Source organism: Alteromonas sp. I10, from assembly GCF_003201515.1.
GTDB classification, from domain to species: Bacteria; Pseudomonadota; Gammaproteobacteria; order Enterobacterales; family Alteromonadaceae; genus Alteromonas; species Alteromonas macleodii.
Genome location: NZ_QJJN01000002.1, coordinates 428,913 through 455,011, shown reverse-complemented (window position 1 = coordinate 455,011; position 26,099 = coordinate 428,913). Strand labels below are relative to the sequence as shown.

The 26,099-nt window shown below is 45.4% G+C and carries 17 protein-coding genes; 6 read left to right on the top strand and 11 right to left on the bottom strand.

Annotated features, from left to right (window positions below; genetic code table 11):
• Positions 1–11: 11 nt before the first annotated feature.
• The 3 genes from BZA03_RS06345 to BZA03_RS06335 all read left to right on the top strand — a co-directional run bounded on the left by BZA03_RS06345 (position 12) and on the right by BZA03_RS06335 (position 3,744).
• Positions 12–860 (top strand): hypothetical protein, encoded by an 849-nt coding sequence (locus BZA03_RS06345; RefSeq protein ID WP_258364592.1) that lies wholly within the window; start codon positions 12–14, stop codon positions 858–860.
• Positions 861–961: 101 nt separating this feature from the next.
• Positions 962–2,140 (top strand): alpha/beta hydrolase-fold protein, encoded by a 1,179-nt coding sequence (locus BZA03_RS06340; protein ID WP_110288269.1) that lies wholly within the window; start codon positions 962–964, stop codon positions 2,138–2,140.
• 92 nt (positions 2,141–2,232) lie between these two features.
• The gene (locus BZA03_RS06335) at positions 2,233–3,744 is read left to right on the top strand and encodes a serine hydrolase (protein WP_110288268.1); all 1,512 of its coding nucleotides are present in this window, start codon (positions 2,233–2,235) and stop codon (positions 3,742–3,744) included.
• A gap of 428 nt (positions 3,745–4,172) precedes the next feature.
• Here BZA03_RS06335 and BZA03_RS06330 read toward each other — a convergent pair whose 3' ends face one another.
• The 10 genes from BZA03_RS06330 to BZA03_RS06285 form a co-directional block, all read right to left on the bottom strand.
• On the bottom strand, positions 4,173–6,101 hold the full coding sequence (locus BZA03_RS06330) for a hypothetical protein (protein WP_110288267.1): 1,929 nt from the start codon (positions 6,099–6,101) through the stop codon (positions 4,173–4,175).
• 489 nt (positions 6,102–6,590) lie between these two features.
• Positions 6,591–9,488, bottom strand: a complete 2,898-nt coding sequence (gene gcvP, locus BZA03_RS06325; RefSeq protein ID WP_110288358.1) for an aminomethyl-transferring glycine dehydrogenase — start codon at positions 9,486–9,488, stop codon at positions 6,591–6,593.
• Positions 9,489–9,609: 121 nt separating this feature from the next.
• Positions 9,610–9,999, bottom strand: coding sequence for a glycine cleavage system protein GcvH (gene gcvH / locus BZA03_RS06320; protein WP_014950360.1), 390 nt, complete (start codon positions 9,997–9,999; stop codon positions 9,610–9,612).
• A 26-nt stretch (positions 10,000–10,025) separates the two neighbouring features.
• Positions 10,026–11,105: a glycine cleavage system aminomethyltransferase GcvT gene (gcvT, locus tag BZA03_RS06315; RefSeq protein ID WP_014999215.1), complete on the bottom strand. Its 1,080-nt coding sequence runs from the start codon at positions 11,103–11,105 to the stop codon at positions 10,026–10,028.
• A 328-nt stretch (positions 11,106–11,433) separates the two neighbouring features.
• Positions 11,434–12,786: a sugar MFS transporter gene (locus BZA03_RS06310; protein WP_075176928.1), complete on the bottom strand. Its 1,353-nt coding sequence runs from the start codon at positions 12,784–12,786 to the stop codon at positions 11,434–11,436.
• Positions 12,787–12,816: 30 nt separating this feature from the next.
• Positions 12,817–13,968 (bottom strand): N-acetylglucosamine-6-phosphate deacetylase, encoded by a 1,152-nt coding sequence (gene nagA, locus BZA03_RS06305; RefSeq protein ID WP_075176927.1) that lies wholly within the window; start codon positions 13,966–13,968, stop codon positions 12,817–12,819.
• On the bottom strand, positions 13,965–14,963 hold the full coding sequence (gene nagB-II, locus BZA03_RS06300; RefSeq protein WP_075176926.1) for a glucosamine-6-phosphate deaminase NagB-II: 999 nt from the start codon (positions 14,961–14,963) through the stop codon (positions 13,965–13,967). Before nagB-II ends, nagA begins: the two co-directional genes overlap by 4 nt.
• Positions 14,960–15,865: a BadF/BadG/BcrA/BcrD ATPase family protein gene (locus BZA03_RS06295; protein ID WP_110288266.1), complete on the bottom strand. Its 906-nt coding sequence runs from the start codon at positions 15,863–15,865 to the stop codon at positions 14,960–14,962. The genes nagB-II and BZA03_RS06295 overlap by 4 nt, the downstream gene beginning before the upstream one ends.
• Before the next feature lie 85 nt (positions 15,866–15,950).
• Positions 15,951–18,512 (bottom strand): family 20 glycosylhydrolase, encoded by a 2,562-nt coding sequence (locus BZA03_RS06290; RefSeq protein ID WP_258364591.1) that lies wholly within the window; start codon positions 18,510–18,512, stop codon positions 15,951–15,953.
• 101 nt (positions 18,513–18,613) lie between these two features.
• Complete coding sequence (locus tag BZA03_RS06285) at positions 18,614–21,340, bottom strand: TonB-dependent receptor (protein ID WP_039232232.1); 2,727 nt, start codon at positions 21,338–21,340, stop codon at positions 18,614–18,616.
• 219 nt (positions 21,341–21,559) lie between these two features.
• On the opposite strand from BZA03_RS06285, the gene BZA03_RS06280 reads away from it, so the two are divergent.
• The 3 genes from BZA03_RS06280 to BZA03_RS06270 all read left to right on the top strand — a co-directional run bounded on the left by BZA03_RS06280 (position 21,560) and on the right by BZA03_RS06270 (position 25,054).
• Complete coding sequence (locus BZA03_RS06280) at positions 21,560–22,585, top strand: LacI family DNA-binding transcriptional regulator (RefSeq protein WP_014979997.1); 1,026 nt, start codon at positions 21,560–21,562, stop codon at positions 22,583–22,585.
• Positions 22,585–24,105, top strand: coding sequence for a tryptophan halogenase family protein (locus BZA03_RS06275; protein ID WP_110288264.1), 1,521 nt, complete (start codon positions 22,585–22,587; stop codon positions 24,103–24,105). Before BZA03_RS06280 ends, BZA03_RS06275 begins: the two co-directional genes overlap by 1 nt.
• 100 nt (positions 24,106–24,205) lie before the next feature.
• Entirely contained in the window at positions 24,206–25,054 is an 849-nt protein-coding gene (locus tag BZA03_RS06270; RefSeq protein WP_014950370.1) for a LysR family transcriptional regulator, read from the top strand.
• A 52-nt stretch (positions 25,055–25,106) separates the two neighbouring features.
• Here BZA03_RS06270 and BZA03_RS06265 read toward each other — a convergent pair whose 3' ends face one another.
• Complete coding sequence (locus BZA03_RS06265; RefSeq protein WP_110288263.1) at positions 25,107–26,039, bottom strand: exopolyphosphatase; 933 nt, start codon at positions 26,037–26,039, stop codon at positions 25,107–25,109.
• Positions 26,040–26,099 lie beyond the last annotated feature (60 nt).

The following is a 26,099-nucleotide window of genomic DNA, read 5'->3' as shown; positions in this document are numbered from 1 at the left end:
TAATAACATTAGTGAAATTTGCTCATGCAAGTTCGAGTGACAGCAATGAGCAGAATAATGTTTTGGCGTTTCACGCAGACAATGCATTTCTTACTGAAAGGGTAAATCTGCAAGGCAATCCCTATTCTACTTCTGTCGATACGGTACAAATGCTAGTTGATGAAATAGGGTATACAGATCCCGTGCTTCATGTTCCACTTGTGCGTTCTTTTGCGTATATGCAGCATGGCGAAAACATTTGCGTACTTAATAAAATAAAAGCACCTGAACGCGAAAAAAATCACCTTTACTCACTACCGCTTAGCTTTTTCCAGACACAGCGTTTTTACCAACTGGCTTCACTGCCACCAATAGAAAAGGAATTTTTAGATGAAAAAGGCCGAATACTGAGCATATCTCGCGTATTAGAAGCCTTTCCAGACTCTTTTATTGTGTTACCAGAAGAATACTCATTCGGTGAAAGGATAGACGACGATCTAAAGCAAGTTAATCGAGAGCAAATTCTTCGTATAGCAAATAATATTTATTACTCTCGCTTTATGGAAATGTTTTCAAAAGGAAAGTCTGATTTTGCACTCATTTTTCCAGCAACTTTATACAGAAGTTTTGGAGAGAACATGCCTATTAAAGTACGCAGTTACTCTATTGCAGATAACCCTGACTATGTATCAGGCCACGTTATCTGCCCCAATACTCCTCAGGGTGCAGAGCACATAAAGCGTATAAACGCTGCAATAAAACGCATCTATTTAACACCTGAGTTTATTAATGCTCATACGCGCTATTTGCCCGCTCAGGACAAACAAAACTTGCGAACTATCATCGAGCAATCTATTGAAAAGTTAATGCTTGCCAATTAATGACTTGGTTATTTTTTGACAAGTTTGAGTGACTATGACAGCTTAGGTAAATTCAATTATTAAAAGAAACTCGCGCCTGATAGCGGGAAAGGGAATTTCAAATGTATCAAAAGCTTGCCTGCGTTTTTATCGGCGCCGTATTTACCCTAAGCCTTAGCTTTCACGTAAACGCCAAAGTACGTGGCGAGGCCGTAGTTACAACAATAAAGTCAGAAGTTTTGAATGAGTCGCGAGAACTGCTTATTCACTTACCTAATAACTATTCCCGCTACAAAGACACCACCTACCCAGTTTTATATTTGCTAGATGGACAGCGTAATTTTGCCCATACCGTAGGCACGCTTGATCTGCTAAATCAGTCTGGAATGGCGCAGGAAATGATTGTTATCGGTATTACCAACACCGAGCGCACGCGAGACTTCACACCTACCTATGATGAAAGCTACAACCAGTGGGGAATATCTGGTGGTGCCGACAACTTTTTAGACTTTCTAGAAAAAGAGCTAAAGCCATACGTAAAGGCAAACTATCGCACTAATAACTACGCGATTGTTTCTGGGCATTCATTAAGCGCACTTTTTACCTTGTACGCACTGCAAGAGCGGCCTGAACTGTTTCAAGCTTACTTCGCATTCAGCCCAAGTTTGTGGTGGCATGAAGAAGTAATATTTCCAGAGGCAAAAGAGTTCTTTGCGTCAGATAGCGACCTTAACAAATATCTATACATAAATATGGGTAACGAAGGTGGAAACATGCTAAGCGCATACGAACGTTACGCTGAACTGCTAAATAGCAGCGAACGAAAAGGGCTTACCTTTGATACCGAACTAGATACATCTGAAAGCCACAATACGACTGCTCTTGCAGGTATGAGCTTGGCGCTTCAAAAGCAGCTAAATTCGTTACGCCCAACAGGTGCGATAATACAAGAAGGTATTCCTGCGGTAGAGCAATACTATAAAGACCTTTCTGCAAAATACGCTTTTGAAGCAAAGCCAGAATATAAAGCCGTAAACCACGCGGGTTATGCGGCGCTAAACAAACAAGACTTTGACTCTGCCATTGCAATTTTTAAGAAAAATATAGCTCGCTTCCCTAACAAATCTGATGCCTACGACAGCTTGGCAGACGGTTATGAAGCTAACGGCGATTTAGCCATGGCACTTGAAATGCGAGAGAAAGCGCTAGCAATGAGCTATAAAGAAAATGTTGAAAATGGTGCTTTTAAAACGCGGCTGGCAAACTTACGACAGAAGATTGCGGAAGGTACAGGCGACTAGCTATCAAGTGCCTGAACTAGAAAATCGTCAGCATTGACCGAATAATAGTAGGAACGTACTCTGGTACGTTCACTCGTAATGGAATACACATAATGACATCAATCAAGCTCTTTTCCTCTTTAACACTTTCGTTTTGTTTAGCTTCGTTATTGGGTTGTACAGAGCCTGAAACCCTGTCCGCCTCTCCCTCTGCTGCAGCAGAATCAAAAGAAGCCAACCTTTTAAAATCTGGGCTTACTGAACGCATTCGAATTGAAGGGCAAGAGGTTGATTACCAATCTTTGGAGCAAAGACAAGCGCATTATGATGTACCTGGTGTGTCTGTCGCGTTAATGAGAAATGGACAACTAGCTTGGACCATGCAAAGCGGCGTTAAAGATTTGACTTCTGAATTGGCTGTTGATGAAAACACAGTGTTCCAAGCCGGAAGTATTTCTAAACCCGCATTTGCAGCAGTATTGATGAAGTACCGCGAAGATAACCCGCTAGATTTAGATGCAGATGTTAATACCTTACTCACCAGCTGGCAGTTGCCTGAACATGAATGGACTGGGCAAGACGTTGTTTCTTTACGCAGATTGTTAAGCCACACGGCGGGTACCACAGTACATGGTTTTCCTGGTTACGCAGCGGGCGAACCAGTACCTAACTTGCAGCAAGTGCTAGAAGGTGCATTTCCAGCTAATACCGATGCCGTTGTTGTTGATATTCAACCTGGCACGCAAATGCGTTATTCCGGTGGCGGCACTACGCTTGCTCAGCTTACCTTGCAGGACGTAGCTAACGAGCCCCTGCCAACTATGTCACAACGGCTTATGTTTAAACCTTTAGGCATGACGCGTTCTGGCTTCGAACAACCCATATCGACCAACTTATCAAACAATATGGCTACACCGTATGACGGAGACGGTGCGCCAATTAAGGGTGGCGCGCATACTTACGCTACGCTTGCAGCAGCAGGTATGTGGAGCACGCCATCAGACATGTTGAAATTGGCAAGCGGCGTACGCAGTGCGTATTTAGGGCAGAAAACCGACTGGATATCGCAAGCCACGGCACAAGAAATGCTAACCAACAATACACCAACCAATGAAGCACCTAATGTAGGAATAGGCTTTTTCATCAATATGGATGATAACGGTGAAATTTTAGGCTTTGGTCACGGTGGCGCAGATGCTGGGTTTATGTCGCAGCTATACCTTGAACTAGATACCGGCAACGGCTACGCCATTATGACGAACGGCAACAACGGTAGGCAGTTAATAACTGAACTAGAAATACGCTTAAAAGAAGCGTTAAACGTAGGCTACTCGGAAGCTGAGGTTAGGAAGTTAGTACCCATAAGCCAAAAGGAATTAAGTAAATACATTGGAACCTACGTGGTAACTAACCCTGTGAATGTTGATGTGGTGCTAGAAAAAACAGCCAATGGTTTTGTGCTTAACGCCTTACCCTATGTTGAAAACGAAGAATATTTTCATGAGGGTGGCGGACGATTCTTTGCTAAGAACGGGAGTAGTGTTCGTTTTGAGATGGATGAAGAAAATGGACTGGTTAATACGGTTGTGATGGATGGGAATATTCGGGGTGTTAGGAAAGAATAGATTATCGGGAGTGAACTGATACATGCCCCTAATCCTTTTTGTGTCAGTTGCCGCCGTTAACATATTCGAAGGCAAACGGCTGCTATGTACGTGAAGCGGTCGTTAAGATGTAAAATACCAAACGACAGTAATGAGCGAGGAGCGGACATCAACTTGGATATTAGAATTCATGGGAGTGCAAGAAAGGAGTCCGATAGACCTTTTAAACAAGCAATGATCGCTAGAGCACTTGCATGTTCATCATCTTTCTTATCGAAATATACCAATCCTGCTCATGAGAAATACACACCGTGGCATTTGCAGTGAAAGTTTTGTGTTAGTCGACTAGTCAAATATTCACCTCAATCCCGAATTGCTGGATGTAAGATTTCGTTAGTTTGTATTAATGACTAGCTAACTCTGACGATTTATCAGAATTCGGTCGGCGATCATGGGTCTACGATCAATTTGTCATAGCCCAACTCGCGCAACCGCTCCATAAAAACAGTGGCAGATTGGACATCTGTGTGTCGAAAACCGGATTTGTAGTGTTTGTGAAAAGTACCTCGCTCAGCATGCCAAATTGACTTTGAAGGTAATTCAACTTCACGGATCATCAAAGTTACCGTCATTTTATCATCCAGTTCATTTTCAAGGTCAATGCAGCATCCTTCTTCTGAGAAATCAATTAGCTTTCCTTCGTATACTTTTCCATCAGGCAACGTGATTTTTGCATCCAAGCGACGCCCTTCGATTTTCAATCGGTCGAAATCACGCTCTATATTGTGCAACCGCCTTTTAGCTGACTTGTATGCGCAATGGTACAAAATTTGGGTAAGGCACATAGAATTTACAAGCATAAACAACAGGTATAACAAAGAGTGATAGGCCGTAGATTCAGTTTTTAGCGTAAGTAAAAACAAAATTGTTGGAACGGTGGCAGCTACCAGTAACACTGCTAGATTGGTCAGAGTGCGCCTTCTAACAGTGAACTTGCTGAACATTGATAACTCTTTCTTACTATTAAAATCAGATGCACCATATGTGAGAAAAGCGAATGAAACACAAAAGAACAAATGGGCATATAAAACATAGGGGGCAAACGTGGGTTCGGGAAATTCTAGCGCATTTGATTTTAGTAGGTTTTCACTGACATAGTAGATGACCATACTAAGGCAGGAATAAATAACTAACTTTTTGTAAAATGACTCCTCCGTGTTTTCTCTAACTTTTAGCTGAAAACGAGTAGCAATGAATCCAATAAAAATTCCTATCAATATCATTAGTAGCCAATAGACTGACCAACGAGAATACTGCTCTAGCCCCTTACTCATAAACTCTGCGTTACTCGAATATGGGCTAAGGAAAGAAATATAGAGTCCGGTAGATATCAGCACTACTGGAATAGAAAGTGCGAAAGCTTTCCAACCAAAACCACTACCTATAGTATTCTCCTTAGGCAATCGAATATGGATTTTACTGAGCTGACGTGAAAGCTGAGACATATTGCTAATTGAGGTGGTCATTTTTTTTAGAGTAGAAACAAGAGAACGCCAAACGAGCATGCTGAGTTCACTTTCAATCGAATCAAGCTCTTTACGATGCTCCTCATCTAATTCTGCCAGCTTAGATTTTGACTCTGACTTGCTCAATTGAGTTGACATAGCGTCCGTTCTGGCAATTGAGTGGTTACGATCATTTTCCTTTTTTCTCGAAAATAGCAAGCAAGCTTCTGTCACAAATGCCGAGATTTTGTCATCTTTGCTGAATGTTCGATGATGCTTTGTCGTGACAAGATGTACGATTGCGCCTCTTATTTTCTTTTCCAGTGCATTGCTTGGGTCATACTCAAAATCCTTGAGGTGATTGTTAACTTGATCTTGAATAGCTTTGCTTGCATTGATATCGGCTCTATAGTACTGATAGCTATCAAGGATCCGTTTCTGTAACCTGTCAAATTCTTCTTTACCGCCCAAAGCATCAGTAACTGAGTCAAGAAAAGGTTTTTCTATCCGTTGGAATATAGGGTGTGATTTGAATGTAAAAAGCAATAGTGCGAGCAAAATGCACCTTTGTTCGGGTGGAACCCCTAACAAGGAGTCAATAGAAAAAACCTCAGATGTTTGTTCAGAAGCACTAACTTGTCCTATAGAAAACACTTCAAATAGGCTCTTAAGTAATTCGTCAGACCATGAAAATGCAAAGACAAAACTTACCAAAACCGAAAAATATAACCAACCACAGCGACGCTTATAAATAACCTGAGGTTTGTCTTTTTCGAAAAGTGCATTGCTATATGAATATATTTGTTGCTGACAGAAGGAATAAAATACGATAATTGATAGTGCTGTATAAAAGTACACCAACATGGTTGCCATCCCTAGCTTTCTGAATTAACTCTTTCCTGACGTCATCCTAGGAAACCAACTACTCCAAGATAAATACTAGCAGAAATATTAGTGATAAGCATTTTTATACGGGATATGGGCGTTTGGAAGTATTCAGAGTCAGAGAAGAGGAGTTTCTAGAAGAAATTTTGAATTTGATTTCTAAGATATTTTGACAAGATTGAATATTACTCGACGAGATGGTTGGGAAAGTTGAACGAAGCTATTATATCCGAATTGGACGCTTTTGATATGCGACAAAACGTAATTCAGTCTATTTAATGAGTCACGGAGTTAGGTCTTGCAATGTGCAAAATGTCCGCTAATGGCACAAATCTGGTGTTTCATATTGAAGACTTAGACATCCGCTTATTGTCTAATAACGGACTTCTAAACACTAAAACTTGAAACAAAAAAGGCGAACCAACCGGTTCGCCTTTCAAATCAATAAAGCTCTAGCAGCAACGCTGCTAAACCACCCTACTCCTCAACATAGCTCTCAATACTAGGGCAAGAACAGATCAGGTTACGGTCGCCATAAACGTCATCAATACGGTTAACTGTTGGCCAGAACTTGTTTCTGTGTACTTCTGGAGCTGGGTACGCCGCTAGCATGCGGTCGTAGCTGCGGTTCCAGTCGCTGTCACAGATGTCAGCTAGTGTGTGCGGTGCATTGTGTAGCGGGTTGTCAGTCGCATCCCACTCGCCGCTTTCTACTTTCGCAATTTCTTGGCGAATGCTAACCATAGCGTTGATGAAACGGTCTAGTTCGTACTTCGCTTCCGACTCGGTTGGCTCAATCATAAGCGTACCCGCTACTGGGAAGCTCATGGTTGGCGCGTGGAAACCGTAGTCGTTTAGGCGCTTCGCAATGTCTAGCTCGGTTACACCGCTTGCTTCTTTAAGCGGGCGAAGGTCAATAATACATTCGTGCGCTACGCGACCGTTGTTGCCTTTGTAAAGCACTGGGAAGTGCCCTTCTAACTTCCTAGCCACATAGTTAGCGTTAAGAATAGCTACTTCGGTTGCACGGCGAAGACCAGCGCTACCCATCATTTTGATGTACATGTAGCTAATAGGCAGAATTGATGCACTGCCCCATGGCGCTGCAGATACCGCACCACAGTCTTTGCCTGCCGTTTCTACGTTAACAACCGTGTGGTTTGGAAGGAATGGCGCAAGGTGCGATTTAACACCAATTGGTCCCATACCTGGGCCACCACCACCGTGTGGAATACAGAAGGTTTTGTGTAGGTTAAGGTGCGACACGTCTGAACCAATGAAGCCAGGCGACGTAATGCCCACCTGCGCGTTCATGTTCGCGCCATCCATGTAAACCTGACCGCCGTATTGGTGAACAATGTCACAAATCTCGCGCACGGTTTCTTCATATACACCGTGGGTAGACGGGTATGTGATCATGGCGCAGGATAGGTTGTCGCCCACTTCTTCCGCTTTTTTGCGAAGGTCGTTAAGGTCTACGTTACCTTTGCTATCACAAGCTACTACTACCACTTTAAGGCTAACCATTTGCGCAGACGCAGGGTTAGTACCGTGGGCAGAGCTTGGAATTAAGCACACGTTTCTGTGACCTTCGCCACGGCTTTCGTGGTAACGCTGAATAGCCAATAAGCCCGCGTATTCACCTTGCGCACCTGAGTTAGGCTGCATTGAAAGTGCGTCGTAACCTGTTACGTTAATTAACCACTCGCTAAGCTCGGCAATCATTTCTTGATAGCCCGCTGCTTGGTCTAGTGGCGCAAACGGGTGAAGTTGACCGAATTCAGCCCATGTTACTGGGATCATTTCAGCCGTTGCGTTTAGCTTCATGGTGCACGAGCCCAATGAAATCATTGAGTGGTTAAGCGCCAAGTCTTTGTTTTCAAGGCTCTTGATGTAACGAAGCATCTCTGTTTCAGAGTGATACTTGTTAAACACTTCGTGTGTTAAGAAGTCGCTAGTACGTACTAAACCTTCAGGAATAGATTTTACGTCTTGCGTGGTTACTTCTGCATCCAGACCTTCCACTGTTAAGCCGTGCTCTTCACCAAGAAGTACGTCGAATAGCGCAACAATGTCTTCACGTGTGGTAGTTTCGTCTAGCGACACACCTACCGCACCTTCAAGGTCAGCACGTAGGTTCATGCCTTTTGCGTAGGCTTTTGCTAGTACGTCTTCCTTGTTGTCTACCATTACGGTTAGCGTGTCGAAGTACGTGCTGTGCTTTAGAGCTACACCTTTCTGATTCAAACCAGTAGCAAGAATGTCGGCGAAGCGGTGAATGCGCTCAGCAATAGTTTTAAGGCCTTGAGGGCCGTGGTACACCGCGTAGAAGCTTGCCATGTTGGCTAACAGCACCTGCGCTGTACAGATGTTCGAGTTCGCTTTTTCGCGGCGAATGTGTTGTTCACGAGTTTGTAGCGCCATACGAAGTGCTGGGCGACCACGAGTGTCTTTACTTACACCAATAATACGGCCAGGCAGTGAACGCTTGTAGCTGTCGCGTGTAGCAAAGAATGCCGCGTGTGGGCCACCGTAGCCCATAGGTACACCAAAGCGCTGTGCACTACCAAGTGCAACGTCTGCACCTAGCTCGCCAGGCGACTTAAGCATTACTAAGCTCATAAGGTCAGCGGCTACTGCCACAATCCCTTTTTTCGCTTGTACTGCAGCAATGATGTCGCTGATGTCTTTCACTTCGCCTGTAGAAGTTGGATATTGAAGTAGCGCACCGAATACGTCGTGTTCTGCTGCTTCTTCTGCCGCACCTTTGATGATTTCAAAACCGAACATTTCAGCGCGAGTTTCTACCACGTCAACCGTTTGCGGGTGAACGTCGTTAGCAATAAAGAACGCATTCGCTTTTTTGTTCTTAGACACACGCTTAGCAAGGCCCATGGCTTCTGCTGCCGCAGTACCTTCATCAAGTAATGACGCCGATGCTAGCTCTAGGCCAGTTAGGTCAATGGTTACTTGTTGGAAGTTAAGAATGGCTTCCAAACGACCTTGGGCAATTTCTGGCTGGTAAGGCGTGTACGCTGTGTACCAACCTGGGTTTTCTAGTACATTGCGAAGAATAACGTTTGGTACGTGCGTATCGTAGTAACCCATACCAATGAAAGAACGGTTAATTTTGTTCTTTTGCGCAACGGCTTTAAGTTCACTTAATGCTTCAACTTCTGTCGCCCCTTCACCACATTTTAGTGGCTCTGGTAGCGCAATACCTGCCGGTACAGTTTGCTCAATTAAATCGTGTAGTGAGCTTGCACCAATAGCAGACAGCATTTCTTCAATTTCGCCTTTACCCGGGCCAATGTGACGGCGGATAAAAGTATCTTTTTGCTCTAGTTGAGCCAATGTAGGGGAAGTATTCGACATAACGTTGTTAAGCACTCGTAATGGTTGCCGCAAGGGCGCGTTAAATCTTTAAGTTAAAAAGGGGCTGAATTATCTTCATGCCCCTTTTCAAATTATGGTTCTTTTAAAACTGCGTAACGAATTACTCTTCGTCGATGCTGTTTTCGTAGCCTTCAGCGTCTAGTAGACCTTCTACTTCTGCCGCATCGTCAGCTTTAATTTTGAATAGCCAACCGTCGCCGTATGGGTCAGAGTTAACTAATTCTGGTGAATCTTCTAGGTCTTCGTTAATCGCTACAATTTCACCTGAAATTGGCGCGTAAACGTCAGACGCTGCTTTTACCGATTCAGCAACACATACGTCGTCGCCAGTGCTTACTGCGTCGCCAACATCTGGCAAATCAACGAAAACCATGTCGCCAAGTAAGCCTTGTGCGTGCTCAGAAATACCTACAGTGAAAACACCGTCACCTTCAGGGCGAACCCATTCGTGCGTAGCGGCATAGCGTAAATCAGTTGGGATGTTGCTCATAATCGTTCCTGTTATTCTCTGTTAACTTATAAAACACTTTTTCCATTGCGAACAAAGGAGGGCTTAACCACTTTTACTGTAACCCACTTTTTGCGCATTTCCACTTCTACTGTTTCACCAACATCACTTGGTACTCGTGCCATCGCAATCGAGTGACCTAGTGTTGGAGAGAACGTACCTGAAGTGATAACGCCTTCGCCGCTTTCTGTTTTCACTTTAAGACCGTGACGCAGCACGCCTTTTTCAGTCATCACCAAGCCTACTAGCTTGTCGGTACCCGCTTCGCGCTGCGCTTCTAGTGCTTTACGCCCTACGAAGTCACGATCAGCCGGTTCCCATGTAATTGTCCAGCCCATGTTGGCGGCTAATGGCGATACGGTTTCATCCATATCTTGGCCGTACAGGTTCATGCCTGCTTCAAGGCGAAGGGTGTCACGCGCACCTAGGCCGCATGGCTTAACGCCCGCGTCTAGCAGTGCTTGCCAGAAGCTTTCCGCTTGCTCAGCTGGCACCATAATTTCGTAGCCTGCTTCACCGGTATAACCTGTGGTAGCAATAAATAAGTCTTCTGCTTGTACACCAAAGAATGGCTTCATGCCCGCTACCGCTTCTTTTTGCGCTGCGCTGAACAAAGTGGCGGCTTTTTCTTTTGCGTTAGGGCCTTGTACGGCAATCATGGCAAATTCAGGGCGCTCGGTGATGGTTACGTCAAAGCCTTCTGCTTTGCTCATTAACCAGTTCATGTCTTTTTCGCGCGTTGCTGAGTTAACCACTAAACGATAGTTAGTTTCGTCGAAGTGATAAACGATAAGGTCGTCTACAACACCGCCTTCTTCGTTAAGCATGCCGCTGTATAGCGCTTTGCCTTTGTCTTTTAGTTTTGCCACGTCGTTGGCTAAAAGGTACTGAAGATACGCTTTGGCTTGCGCGCCTTTTACGTCAACAATGGTCATGTGAGACACATCAAACATACCGGCGTCTTGACGCACAGCGTGATGCTCTTCAATTTGTGAACCATAGTTAATTGGCATATCCCAGCCGAAGAAATCGACCATTTTCGCACCGGCTTCTAGGTGCTTTGCGTGTAGGGCGGTGGTATTAGACATTCCACTTACTCTTTTTGAATTGAAAGGTAGAAAACGAAGTTGAGTATAGTGAGCTAACGTTTATGCAACAAATTGGAAATTTTTATCAATACATTTAAAAAGCAAATGTATTATGCGGTGAACATCAGAAATGCAAATATTCATTATAAGTTAGGGGTTAACCAGAATTCGACAAACTACCCCAGCTACCTGTCTCTTCAACCGAGACAGCACCGAATTTAATCCGGCAGCAGCATTAATGCAGCTACACCGACCAACAAAAAAATGCGCTTAAAAGCGCATTTCTTTAAACAATTAAACCGAGAGCCACACGGCATAACACTGGTATTTACCAGCGTTGTTTATTACAGCCCGATACGGCGTAGTAAGCAATAAAGCAGTAGCAAGGCAGCATAATCGCGTAGGCACTTTGACCACCTACTAGCTCACTAGCTGCGCCGTAAACCATGGGCAAAATAGCCCCACCTGCAATACCCATAATAAGTAGTGCCGAACCTTGTGCAGTGTATTTACCTAAATTATTTAGCGCCAGCGGCCAAATTGCAGGCCACACCATGGCATTTGCCAAGCCAAGAAGCGCAATACAGGTCACGCTGTTAGGTAAGAAAGGAAGCGATTGCACACCCGTCCATCCCCACAACACTTCAGAGATCCCAGTATCAGTGTTTGAGCTCATTAGAATGCATGTGGTAAAAACTACGCCCAATACCGCAGAGCTTAGTAGCGCCGTTTGCTGAGAAATAAATCGAGGAATACAAATAAGGCCTACTGCGTATCCAATAACCATAGCAATCATGGTAAATGACGTAAGCGTGGTCGCGTTTTCTACGCCAATTGAAGAGCCATACAACCCAATGGTGTCGCCAGCAATAACTTCTACCCCAACGTAGAAGAACAGGCTTATTGCGCCCAATATTAAGTGTGGGAAATGCAGGATCTTTTTATCTTTATTTGAGGAAAGCGATGCTTCCGCAGTTTCGCCTTCTGCTTGCTCATCATTAATGGCTGGCAATGCAAGGCGCATAAATACCAGAGCCAGTACGCCCAATGCGATGGCCATTGCAACGTAAGGCTGAATAAGTGAGACAGACATATCATTAATTAGCGTGGCTTTTACGTCTTGTGGCATGGCGTTTAACGACTCTTGATTTACGTCAGGCAAACCACTTAACACTAGACTAGTAAAAACAATAGGAGCCAGCACGCCAGCCGCTTTATTAAGCAGGCCCATAAAGGCAATGCGAGCGGCAGCGCTTTCTTCGTTACCTAGGCGAACAATGAACGGGTTTGATGCTGTTTGAAGTATGGTCAAACCGCTACCTACCACAAATTGTGCCAGCAAAAACACGGGGAACATGGCGCTCAGCGCGGCAGGTACAAACAACAAACATCCCACAGCGATAATGCTAAGCCCTAGGCTCATGCCCTTCTGGTAGCCTGTTTTTTCGAGGATCTTTGCCATAGGTAGCGCCATGACGACATAAGCGATGTAAAAACAAAAGGCGATAAGCAACGCTTGCATTTCTGTTAGCTCGCACACCATTTGCAAAAACGGAATTAATGCCCCGTTTAACCATGTAATGAAGCCGAAAATGAAAAACAGTAAACCGATACTTAGAATAGGTACAAAGCGCCCCATTCCTGTTGCGTTGGGTACTTGCGACTGAGCTTGTGTTGTCATAGCAAAGATCTCTTATTTATTATTATGTTGTTAGTTAGCGCAAAGGCGTTTACTTCCGTTCTGCCACACTTCTAACAGAGTATTGTCGTTGTTTATCACTAAAAAGTTAGCGCGCTTTCCTACCTCTATTTCACCTACCCTATCATGTATTTTGGTGAAGCGTGCTGGCGTTGCGCTTGCCATGGTACTGGCATGTTCTAATGCGATATTGATGTCGTTAATGCTGTTCGTTACTGCGCCGTGCATATCTAAACAGCTACCGGCTAACGTCCCGTCGGGCGTGGTTAACTTGTTACCTTGGCGCGTGATATGAGTATCGAAGAACGCGATGGTATCGTCGCTTGCGCCCACGTGGGCCATGGCGTCAGTCACTAGCATTAATTGATGCGGCCCTTTCACCTTATAAGCCAACTCTACCGCTTTCGGGTGAATGTGATGATGGTCCACAATTATCCCGCACACGCTGTTGTTAAGTAGCGCCGCCCCCACCATTCCAGGTTCTCTGGAAGTCAGTGGCGACATGGCGTTATAAAGGTGGGTAAAGCCTGATGCCCCAGCGTCTAATGCATTTTGCACGGTTTCAAAAGGTGCGTTTGAATGCCCTAAAGCAACAATAACTCCTTGCCCCACCAAATCGCGGATGATGTCGCAAGGCACGTTTTCAGGCGCAACGGTGATAAGGACTTGTCCAATATCTCTTCGGGTATAGGTTGCCAGTTCACGATCTGAAAGTGCGCGAATATAGCGTGGCAAGTGCACACCTTTTTTCTCAACAGAAAGGTGCGGCCCTTCAAAATGAACCCCCTCAACGCTGGGATGCGCCTGTGCAATGGCCTCGCTTACTGCATCTGCCGCTTGCTCAATGGTGTCTATATCGTCGGTAATGAGCGTTGGGAACAATGTGGTGGTGCCGTATTTCAAGTGCGCTTCGGCCATCACGTTTATGCTTTCAAGCGTAGGAGCATGATTAAACATTGCGCCCCCACCACCATTTACCTGCGTGTCGATGTAGCCTGGAATAACTGCACCGCGTATGCGCTCGTTGATTGTCGCCGTTGCGTCTTTTTTAAAGTAAGAAAGAGGTGCAATGTCAGCTATCACACCCTTTTCAATGCTTAGCACCTGATTATGCTGCCAGGCACCGTTCATCAGCACCTTTTCAGCCAGAATAATGGTCTTCATTGGGTTTTCGTTACCTTGTTTAATCCGGGTGGCGTATCTGGGTTCAAACCTAATTCAACGGCAATTTTCTCTATATCCAGATAGAAGCGTTGCATTAGTAAAAGTGCGTCCAGCCTTGGGTGTGAAGACGTTACTCCCCCTTGCAGATCTATACACTCACCGCCACGGGATCTAACATCTTGCACCATGTTTTGATGAAAAGGTGCGCTCTCATCTTCTATATTTAACGAAATAAGCTTCAACTTTTTCTCAACTAACGTCACTGGGCCATGGATGAACTCTGCACTGCTAAATGCTTCGGCGTGTATACCCAATACTTCTTTTAGCTTAAGCGCAACTTCTCGCCCAACCGCATAGCCAAAGCCACGCCCTAAAACAATGGTGTTTCGCGTATTTTCTAGATGGGCTTTTGTTAGCTGAGACGGCGCATTGATCACTGTTTCTAGCTGCGAAGGCACGGCTTTTAGCGCATTAAATAGCGAGGTATTTTCGCTCCAACGGGCACATAAATGAAGAAGCGCCGACAGCGTTGCTAAAAAGCTTTTAGTAGCCGCAACCGCCTTTTCTTCCCCGGCAGATAAAGGAATAACGGCATCAGCCAGCTCGGCTAATGGCGATGTTTCATCATTCACGAAGGCAACCGTAAATGCCCCGCCGTTTTTGGCCGACTCGGTTTGCTTTAGTATGTCTGGGCTGCGACCAGATTGAGAGATAATAAAAGCTACCGCCCCCTTCAAATTCAATTGGCGTTTGAATATGCCTGCTATTGAAAGGGCGGCACTGCACACTGGAATACCCATTTCTGTTTCAAATAGATACTTTCCAAACACGCCGGCATGATCTGACGAACCGCGACCAATAATATAAATTAAGTTAGGGTTTAGTTGCTGTAATCTACCCGCTAACTGACTTATCGCTTCATCATTCTTATCTAACTGCTGTGCAATAACTGACGGAAACTCTCTGGCTTCTTTTGCCATTATAGATAAACTCATTTCTCACCTTCTTTGTGATTAAACGCGGCTTTTGCATGATAAATAGCACCTTGCTGCGGCGTTGCTTTGCAGGGTACTAAACGCGCTTTGATGGATTCTGAAAAATAGGCTGAATAAACATTGCTAAGCCCACCTATCATGGCTAAACAATGGTTGTGATTAGCAAGAAGTCGCTTTGCCATACGCTCGATGTAAAGGGCACCTTCTTCAAAAAGTGCAGTAACCTTCTTTTGTTTTGTGTATAGCAAAGGCAGCATACGTTCTACCAAGGCGGCATAGTGATGGGTGTTAAATTCCGCACATTTCGCTACGATTTCTTGGGTACATGATGATTGCAGGGCGTTACACACTTCTGCTGCAAGTTCATCCTTTTCTTCCAACTCATCTAAACACAATAGCGTGTGCTGCACGGCCTTTAAGCCTAGCCAAGCCCCACTGGCTTTGTCGCCGATAGGAAACCCGTGCCCACCAACATCTTGAAAAGATTCATCTTGCCACATAGTGCCCGATGAACCCGTACCAATAATTATCGCAGCTCCCGGGTTTCCGTTATGTGCTCCAACGCATGCGGCGTGTAAATCGCTTAACACGTGTAGCGAATGAAACGGGTGCTGCCATTGTTCAAACTGTTGCTTCGCAGACTCAATGTTTGCGCCAGCTAGACCGGCGCCTACCACGCACTGCGACAGCGAAATTTGCTTAGATGTGTTGGCGTTCCCTGCATTCGAAATAGCGATATTAATCGCATCTACTATCGACGCTTTAGCTAAATCGCTATCGCGCATAATATTGGCAGGGCCACTTACGCCCTCACCTAAGACATTTCCGTCAACGTCTTCTAATCGTGCTCGGCACTTGGTGCCACCACCGTCTATGCCAATAAAAAATAAATCAGAGCTCATTTAAACATCTCAGTATAGATAAATGCATAGATACACTTGGTAAAAATATGACAACACTGTCATTTTAACCAATAAAAACAGGCACTTACAGCTGCACCTGTCGACTCATTTGCTGTGTTCCCGCAATTCTAGCGCGAACAGTGACGTTCCCCTTCACTTCAACAGGAGCAGTAAAGGTTTCCCACTTATTATCTGAAGTTAAGTACTCCATCGTAAGACCAGACACTGGCTTCATATGTAACTTACCATTGTTAATTACCGCTGCTGGCGTAGGTACACGCACATTCACTCCCTGCAGCACTAGCGCGGGTGCATGGCGGTTAAATAACGCTAACTCAAACGCTTGCCAGTCGCTTACCTGCCGGTTTACTAAACCGCCTTTTTCATGAAGTGCTTTCGCGTTTTGTTGCCATGGTGCGTAGTGCCAAGCGCGTTCAGCCAAGGCCAATAGTCGGGGAAACACCATATATTCCACGGCATCTTGATTCACGGTGACTTCTGACCACAGCTGCCCCTGAATACCGATTACTGATGATGTGTCGGCCTCAGCAGAACTGCTGTAACTGTGGCCCATACGGTCGGTCCATAACTCGGCATGAAGCGGCAGCTGTTCGGGCATAAACGAAAATACTTTTTCGGTATCGGTTGCCCGTGAACCCCAGTAATAGCCAGGCTCATAAGGATTACTTTGGTAAGGAAAGTCGAAATAAAGCACGTCTGGAAACGAAAGTACTACCGGAATATTTTCCTTCGCAAAATGCGATACTGTTTTCTCTCCACCCGCAGCAAGCAAATGCCAAACGTTGGTATACGCGCTGCTGTTATCCAGTGTATTTACGGCTTTTTCCATGCCATCGCTCCAGCCACCAATTGCTATATTGTGCTTTTGCGCAATTTTCTGCACTTCGGTAACAAAAGCCGGCAGTATTTCATCTGCCTTTTGACCTTTCGCAGCGCATACAGGGGATTTCACCCAAGCACCGGCGGTTTCATCGGCGCCAACATGGAAGTGCGTCAACGGAACGTTGGCCTTTTCATGCAGTGATTTCACAGAAGTAAGTACGGTTTCGATAAAATGATAGCTACTATCTAAACAGGGATTTATGGTGTTATCTGAATAGAATTGAACGCTTTCATATTGGGTTTTATCTTCTTTATCTACCAATAAGAATTCATGTGCAGCATCTGAGTTACCCTCTGCCATAAGCCGCTTGTAGCGCGCATTCATAGCAACAATTGCTGCGCGGGCATGGCCAGGCATATCAAGCGACGGAATAACTTCAATACCGCGCGCGTGCGCCATTGTTAAAATATCAATGTAATCTTGCTGCGTAAGAAAGCCGTTACCTGTAGCACTTTTAAAAGGCCCGCTTCCTAGCTGAGGCAGCAAGCACTGTGTTTCAGACAAATCGTGGCATCGAAACGCACCAATTTCGGTAAGCTCGGGCAAAGCATCGATAGCTAATCTCCAGCCCTCGTCATCACTTAGGTGAAGGTGTAGCTTATTGAGCTTGTAGGTGAACATTTGGCGAACAACAGATTCAATCGCTGCCTTTCCTGGAAAGTGGCGAGCAATATCTAAGTGCATTCCGCGAAATTCGAATCGTGGCGAGTCTGCAATTTCAGTGATAGGAAAGCGGCCTTGCTGCGCATCAAATACTTGCATTAGCGTTAACAGACCGTAGTTAGCACCAATGTTATCGTTGGCAATTATCGTAGCGCTTTGCTCTGTTACGCTAAGCGCATAACCTTCTTTTGTGCCTGTCGTTGCGGGTTCATTTGCAAGGGCGTTCGCATTGTTAGCGCTGCGAATAATAACCTTAAGCGGTAAGCCTGTTTTCTGGTTAGTGAGGCCAAAATAGGCCATTTGCTCAATGGCTGGAGCAAGCATGTCTTGATCAGACTTATCTATATTAATGCCCGCGGCAGCAACAAATTTACCCGAATCATCTCTTCGACCTACGTTGGGAATAACACGGTTCTGGGCATCACCTAAAATTAGCGCTGAATCGCCCTTATTGTATAAATACGCGCTGTCCATAAGCGGTGTATTGTCGTTTTCAGTACGTTTGTACTGGGCTTGTTTGTTCCACAAGCCAGTGTGTTGATTGATGAGTAAATTGCTTCCCGGCTCTTTCACACGGGTTGTGGAGGCAACAATCACCGGTGATAAAGCAGGGTAAGTTAAATAATAGTTCGGCATTGCGTCCGAGCGAGAGGCGTGCCAAAAGGGCGCAGATAGCGTTACCTTAATTTGATCACTTGCGCTCACCTTATCTTCGAACGTCAGGCGGTGCAGGTCACCGTTTATATGCTCAATGCGAATTGCATTTTTTGAGTCATACCCGCGAATAGGCGCAATATGACTAAAGTAAAGCGACGTAGAGGCTTCAATGGGGGTTGCCATGGTTGCTATCGTAAGCTCTGACGAAAAGCAGTCGCCTTTTGGAATATGTACCCGGCACAAACTATCGTCCACATTACTTAATACTTCGTAATGTATATCGAGGCTTTCTCCTAGCGCATTCAAGCTGGCTTGCTGTAGCGAAGGCGTTTCAGCCATTGCCGAAGCGCTACCCACTAGCAGTAACGATAAGCTCAAGCACGCTTTGACAAAATTCGTCGAATTGCGGATCACGTCGCACATCCTTAAATCACAATTTCAGAGTAAAACAAGGGTAAAGCAAACGCCCTACCCTATGCTAAGTGAAGATAGTGAACACACGAACTATCTTCACATACTAGCAACTAGAACTTCATGCTAGCGCCAATGAAGAAACGGCGTCCATTGGCACTTTGCGTTCCACCAAGTCGCTTACCGTCACTGCTTCGAACATAGTAGTTCTCCCAGATTTCGTCGGTAAGGTTAAGGGCTTCAGCTTTGAGTGTAATGGTTTCTGTCACGTTCCAGCTTACCTGCGCATCAAGCTGTGACTGTTCGTCGCGGTACTGATCGCCAATTTCAGCTTGGGCAATAAAGTACTCAGAGCGGTAGTTGTAGTTTAAGCGCGCGCTGTAAAGATCAGTTTCGTAGAACACACCTACGTTAAACGAGTCTTTTGACGTGTTCGGAAAGCTTACTGAGCGCGTTGCGATAGTAGCACCAATGATGTTGCCGTCATCGTCTGTAACGGCAACCGCTTCATCTACTTGTGCGTCGGCCACATCAGTGTAGGTGTAGTTAGCGTAGCCACCGAAACCGTTGTCGAACACATGCTGAATTTGCATTTCGATACCGTCGATAGAGGTTGAACCACCATTCTCTGGCGTTCTTAGCTGATTGATTTGCTGACCATCAATTTCACGAGATACGGTTTTGGTAAAGATAAAGTCGTTAATATCTTTCTTGAACACCGTTACCGCGGCTACCGATGATTCGCTAAAGTACCATTCTGCACCCACTTCAAATTGGTTAGCAGTTAGCGGGTTAAGCTGCGGGTTACCAGCAGAGCCAGAGCTAGTTTCAGGCGTTAAGTTTACCGCAGGTGCTAACTGAAACGGTGCTGGACGTGTAAGCACGCGTGCTGCCGCCATACGTAGTAACACATCTTCAGATAAGTCGTACGACAAGTTGATGCTTGGCAGCCATTCGTTGTAACCACCGTCAAACGCTACCGCTTCGCCTGTTGTTAGATCGTAACCGTTCGAAGTTGAATCGGTTTCAACGTAACGCATACCCACATTACCTCTGAAACCATCGCCACTAAATTTCGCCATGGCGTAAAGTGCAGTAATATCTTCTTCTATCTCAAATGAAGATTCATCTAAGAATTCATCGGTACGGCGGCAAAGTATAGTAGTGTCATCTGCACATTCGGCTACGCTATATAGCGCGTTGTACATGCTGTCTTTGTCAGGGAAGAAATAGCTGGCAGCCACACCGTTGGTGTTGTCGTGAGACACGTTAATCATGTCGCCATTCCAAAACGATGACGCTGGGCCAAGGCTACCTTCACCCACCGGCGCTAAGTTGGCCAAGTCAGTTCTGTAACGAGATTGCGCAAAGCTACGATCGCGACGCTTAATACCCGTTTTGATTTCGGTTACTGCACCCCAGTCTACTGAATGCTCGTAATCAAATTGGATATAGTTTTCTTTATCTTCCGTTGCATTTAGCTGGTCGAATATTCCTCCCAACCACATTTCATCCGTTGGGTTAGCTAGCCATGGGCTTGCCGTTGTAAAATCGATATACGGGTTGTCGCCACCTGGGTTGTAAAAATCGATGGCTGCACGCGGGTCGTTTGCGCTAGCCCAAAATTCAGTAAAGAAATCTCGGTTTTCGCCTTCACCGGTAGTTGTACCTAACTGGAAGTGCAACTTGCCATCACCCATTAGGTAGTGCCCCTCAATATCTACAATTTCGGTAGACATTTCAGAACCATCGCGGAAGATGTTGTCATACGCCATAAAGCGCGCCCACTCAGGGCGGTTATCTACACCCATCATGCTAAGCGACTCTACTACGTTGTCGCTGCTCACCGTACCCGGGCTGGTGTCTGTACCTGTGTACGCCACACCGCGAAACGGAATACCAATCAAGTTAGAGTTTACGTTGTCAGCTTTAAGCGTTGACGATAGATAGTGGACAGACACGTCGAAGTCGTCGGTAGGTGCCCATTGAGCAGTTACATCAAAACCAACGCGCTCACGGTCTTGCTTAAACAACGCTGAGCCCATTCCCCATGGAATAGCGCCTTTTTGTGAAGCGCCAACAGGTGCTTCAATAAGTGGGTCGATACGAGGGATGCTAGGGCCGAACCAGCCGAAGTCTTCGTTAGTTTCACGCTCTACCGTTCTTTCTTGATAAGAGCCTGAGAAAAGAATACCAAAGGTTTCGTCATCGTTTTTCCAGCTGTACAAACCAGATAGCGTTGGGTCGAGTGAATCGGCGATATCACCATACTGGCCTTCTACCGAGATTTGCCCAGAATTAGCGTCAAGGTCGAACGGCTTACGTGTTTTTAGAATTACCGTTCCGCCCAATGCGCCTTCATCAATATCTGCCTGAGACGACTTGTACACTTCTAAACCCGCAATCATTTCCGACGCTAAAATTTCGAAGTTAAAATTACGGGTTGCGTCTGATAACACAAACCACTGACCGGTTCCCACGGCTTGACCGTTCACTAGGGTCAAGTTTTGGTCTGGCTGAACGCCGCGTATAGTTACGCCCTGCCCTTCACCAAAATCGCGGTCGATGGTAATACCCGGAACACGGGCTAGTGTTTCAGCCACGTTTTTGTCGGGGAACTTACCAATGTCTTCTGCAGTGATAGCGTCAACAATGGCGTTAGAAAAACGCTTGGCATTGATGTTGGCCTTTTGGCTTCCGCGGATCCCTGTGACTTCGATGATTTCAGTTTCACCTGCTTCCTGTGCTACCGCAATAGGTGCTGAAATACTTGTTAATGCGCCCATAGCTATGGCGAGGCGAACACTTCTTGTTAGTTTATGTTGTTGGTTTTTGAACATTGTATTTACCTTCTCTCAGCCAAAAATGACAACGCTGTCATTTATTGAAATAATAAAATGACAGGCGTTGTTGTGGGGTACAGCTTTTTGATGACAACGCTGTCATTGAATGTTAACTTACATGACACAATGTAAGGCTGCAATTAATTTTTTAACAAAAAAGTAATACAAGCTTCTTAATTGTTGAAAATTAAACCAATTTTTAGAGTGAGATCGAATTTGGCTGCTACCATCAAAAGTGTTGCCGAAATGGCGGGGGTTTCGATAAAGACCGTTTCGCGCGTAATTAACAAGGAAGGCACGGTAAAACCCGACACCTTGCAACGTGTTGAAGAGGCGATAAAGGCCTTAAAATACACGCCGAATAAGGCAGCACGAGACTTAGCAAGTAAGGGAGCATCGGTACTCGGTTACGTATACGACAACCCCAACGCTTACTACATAATCGATATGCAAAAAGGCATATTGGATGTGTGTCGCAAAAACAATTTCGAATTGTTAATTCACCCGTGCGATGCAAGCTCTAAAAACATAGCGAAAGAACTGGTGGACATGGTAGACACTGCTCAATTGGCTGGCCTTATCCTTTCACCTCCGCTATCAGAAATGCCCGAGGTATTATCGGAACTTGATCAAAACCAAATAAGTTATGTGCGTATTTTATCTGGAGATGGCCTATTTCCATCGCCCCTCCCCTACGTGTTGGTGAACGACTTCAAAGCGGCATACGATATTACTGAGCACCTTATCAGCCAGGGTCACAAAAACATTGCGTTTATTGCCGGTGAAGAAATTCACAAATCCACCATTGAGCGTTTGAACGGCTACAAAGCGGCGTTAGAAAAAGCGGGTATTGCAATTGATGAGTCGTTAATTATCAAGGGCACCTATTCATTTGAAACTGGGGTAAAAAGCTCTGAAACGCTGCTTGCCATGTCGCCGCATCCTACCGCTGTATTTGCGTGTAACGATGAGATTGCAGCGGGTACGTTGTTTGGTGCACGAATGAAGGGGGTAGATGTTCCTCAAGAACTCGCAATCGCTGGGTTTGAGAACAGCCCCTTTTCCCGACAGACTTTTCCGCCGTTAACTACGGCATCTCAGCCAACGAATGAGATAGCGCAGCATGCTGCGGCGTCGTTAATTCAGTATTTACGAGCTAAAAAAGCCAAAGCCGCCCATGACAACCTTAACCATACTTTCATCCCTGAACTGGTAGTGCGCGCGTCAACCGAGAAACAGTAATGAACAAATTACCTCAAGAAATCGTGATTGTGGGTGGCGGAACAGCAGGCTGGATGACGGCGAGCTACTTAGCAAGAACCGCCGAGTTGATGGCCAATAAAAGTAATGTACCTGCCTGCGCCCCTAAAATAACACTTCTTGAGTCAGCGGTTATCAGCACCGTTGGCGTAGGCGAAGGTTCAACGCCTTATCTGCGCCACTTTTTTGAGTTCCTCGGAATAAATGAAAGTGAGTGGATGCTGAAATGCAGCGCCACGTATAAGATGGGCATTAGCTTTGAGCGTTGGACTACAACGGCTGAATCAAAAACAACGCGCCCCGCTTTCACCGATTCAGACAGCTATTTTCACCCATTCTTCTCTTCTTTAGATATTCCCACCGCGGATATGTACTTCAGCGCGGTAAATGAATACAGAAAAGGCGCTTCGCACGACATTAACCCGTCGCACTACTTTACTGCTGCGCACATGGTAGAAAAAGGCATTACGCCCGACGCCATTTGTAGTTCTGCAAATATTGATTACGCCTATCATTTTGATGCAGGGCTGTTGGGTGACTTCTTAAAAGAATACGCGCTAAACAAAGGGGTGTCTCATCAAATAGGCACTGTGGCAAATGTAGAATGTCATGAGCACACTATTAACTCGCTAAAACTGGATGACGGAAATACATTAAGCGCAGACTTTTTTATTGATTGCTCGGGGTTTCGTGGGCTTCTTGGCAAACAAGCCCTGTCTAGAAGGTTTACAAGCTATGCCGACACCTTATTTAACGATGCTGCCGTAGCCATTGCCAGCGACGCAACAGCATCACCAGAAACTGCATTACAAACTCGCTCTATTGCGCTTGGTCACGGTTGGCAGTGGCACATTCCCCTAACTAGTCGCACAGGCAACGGCTATGTGTACAGTTCACAGTTTTGCACTGAAGCCCAAGCAGAAGAAGAACTTAGACTTGCATTAGAACCAGACCAATTCCATCAGCAAGCCCGACATTTGAAAATGACCGTAGGCAGACTAGAAGAACACTGGAAAGGTAATTGTTTATGCATAGGGTTGTCTCAGGGCTTTATTGAACCATTGGAAGCCACCGCACTTATGCTGGTGCAGTACGCACTGCATCACTTTATCGATTGCTGGCAAAGTAACAATCCGCGAAGAGAGGTACGCTATAATTCTGAGATAAACCGAATGTTCGACGGTATTCGGGATTACATTGCTGCTCATTACTATTTAAATACGCGCGACGATTCCGCCTACTGGGTTGCCTGTCGCGAAGACTTAAAGGTGCCGGATACCCTTTCTTATTTGCTAAATGCGTGGGACAAAGGCGCCAGCTTTGAACAAGCGCTTAATGAAGTAGATAACAAATTGGTTTATTTGCGACCTTCGTGGTACTGCATTTTTGCGGGAATGAAGCGCTTTACTCAAAACACAACGCCACTTGCGCACCCCAACACCCTTGCACTTCGAACTATGCAGCAATCGGTAGAGGGAGCGCATCGAGTAAGGCAACCCTAACTTGGTTAGAACGCACAAACATACAAAATTACGCCTTTCGCCCGCTTACATTTAAAAATATAATAAAAGCAGGCAAATTCATTAGAAAGTGTAATTAACTATGAAGCAGCTTTCCCTTGATACCTTACGCACCTTCGTTAGCGTTATTGAGCTTGGTGGCTACGCTAAAGCGGGCGACTTTTTAGGCCGTTCTCAACCGGCAATAAGCCTACAAATAAAAAAGCTAGAGTCGCAGTTAGACCGCAAGCTATTTACCAAAGTAGGGCAACGGCATGTACCTAGCGCCGACGGCAATTGGCTGTATCCAAAAGCGAAAGAACTGCTAGAGCTTAACGATAACATCTTTCGCAGCTTAACCCCTGCTCCGCTAAGCGGTCGCTTGCGTCTTGGCATTCCCAATGAATTTGCTTCTACATTATTGCCGGGCCTAATTGGCGAGTTTTCTAAGCGCTATCCCGATGTATCACTTGAAGTGACCTCGGCCTTAAGCCGTGATTTGCTTCACCCGTCGCAGCGCGATCATTTCGATTTGATTTTGGCGTTGGTGAATCCGGGCGAGCAGACAGAAGGCGAAGTAGTATTAGAAGATGACGTAGTTTGGGTTGGCGACACGGCTCATCCATTGGTTGGCAACAATATTCCTTTGGTGCTTGCTCCCGACGGTTGTATGTATCGAAGCCGCGTTATTGAACAGTTAAAGCAGCAAACCTTTGCATGGAAAATCAGCTACACCAATGCAGATTTAGGCGGGCTGGTTGCTGCCATTCAACAGGGGCTAGGCGTGACAGCTCTAGCAAAATCAAGCTTACCAGCAAACCTAGTAGCGCTAAACCACCCGCACCTGCCCAAATTAGGCAAAGTGAATATTTGCCTGTTCAATCAAGATACACAGCACCCCGTGATCAGTAAAACTCTTGCCGAATTCTTTAAAGTGAGGCTAACCCAATAAAAAAATGGGGTCAGAGTACTTTTTCTGCCCCACCGTTCTTATTCAATTAGCTTTAGCCATCACTCGTGATGGTTTCGATAAGCTCGCCGAGTACAGTTTCGGCTTTGCTGGTTTCAACCTGACATGTACCTGCGTTCATGTGACCACCGCCGCCATACTTCAAGCACAACTCTCCCACATTGGTTTTTGAGCTACGATTAGTAATGGATCTACCAATAGCAAATACCACGTTTTGCTTTTTCAGCCCCCACATCTTGTGAATAGAGATATTGCAGTCGGGGTACATGGCATAAATAACAAACCGGTTTGTCGCGTAAATGGTTTCTTGGTCGGTTAAATCAAGCACTACTAGGTTGTCGTATACAGTAGAACACTTGGCAATTTGCGCCTTCGCCACTTCATTGTGCTCGTGATACAAACTCACGCGCTCGGCCACGTCTTCCATTTGCAGTATTTCTTCAATGCTGTGGTCTTTGCACGCATCTATTAGCTTCATCATTAGCTGATAGTTAGAGATTTTGAAATCTCTGAAACGACCAAGCCCAGTTCGCGCATCCATAATGAAATTCATGAGCACCCAATCTGTGGGCTCAAGGATTTCTTCTTCGCTAAACTGTGCAGAGTCTCCTTTATCTACCGCGTCCATCATATCTACCGAGATATTAGGAAATTTATCTGCACCACCGTAATAGTCGTAAACAACGCGCGCCGCCGACGGCGCTTTCGGGTCAATGATGTGATTATCAATATCGCCTGAGTTACGCACTGTTTCACTTAAGTGATGGTCGAAGGCAATATGGCAACCCGCAACGTAAGGCAGGTTAGTGGTGATATCATTCTCGGTAATATCAATTTTACCGTCTTGCATGTCTTTAGGATGAACAAACAAAATATCGTCAATTAAGTCTAAATCTTTCAATAAAACTGCACATACCAGTCCATCGAAATCACTTCGCGTAACCAATCTAAATTTTCTTTCAGGCATAGTTTATCCATCATTCACTTAGGTAATAATTTTAAGTGTAACAGCTAATAAAAATTTTGA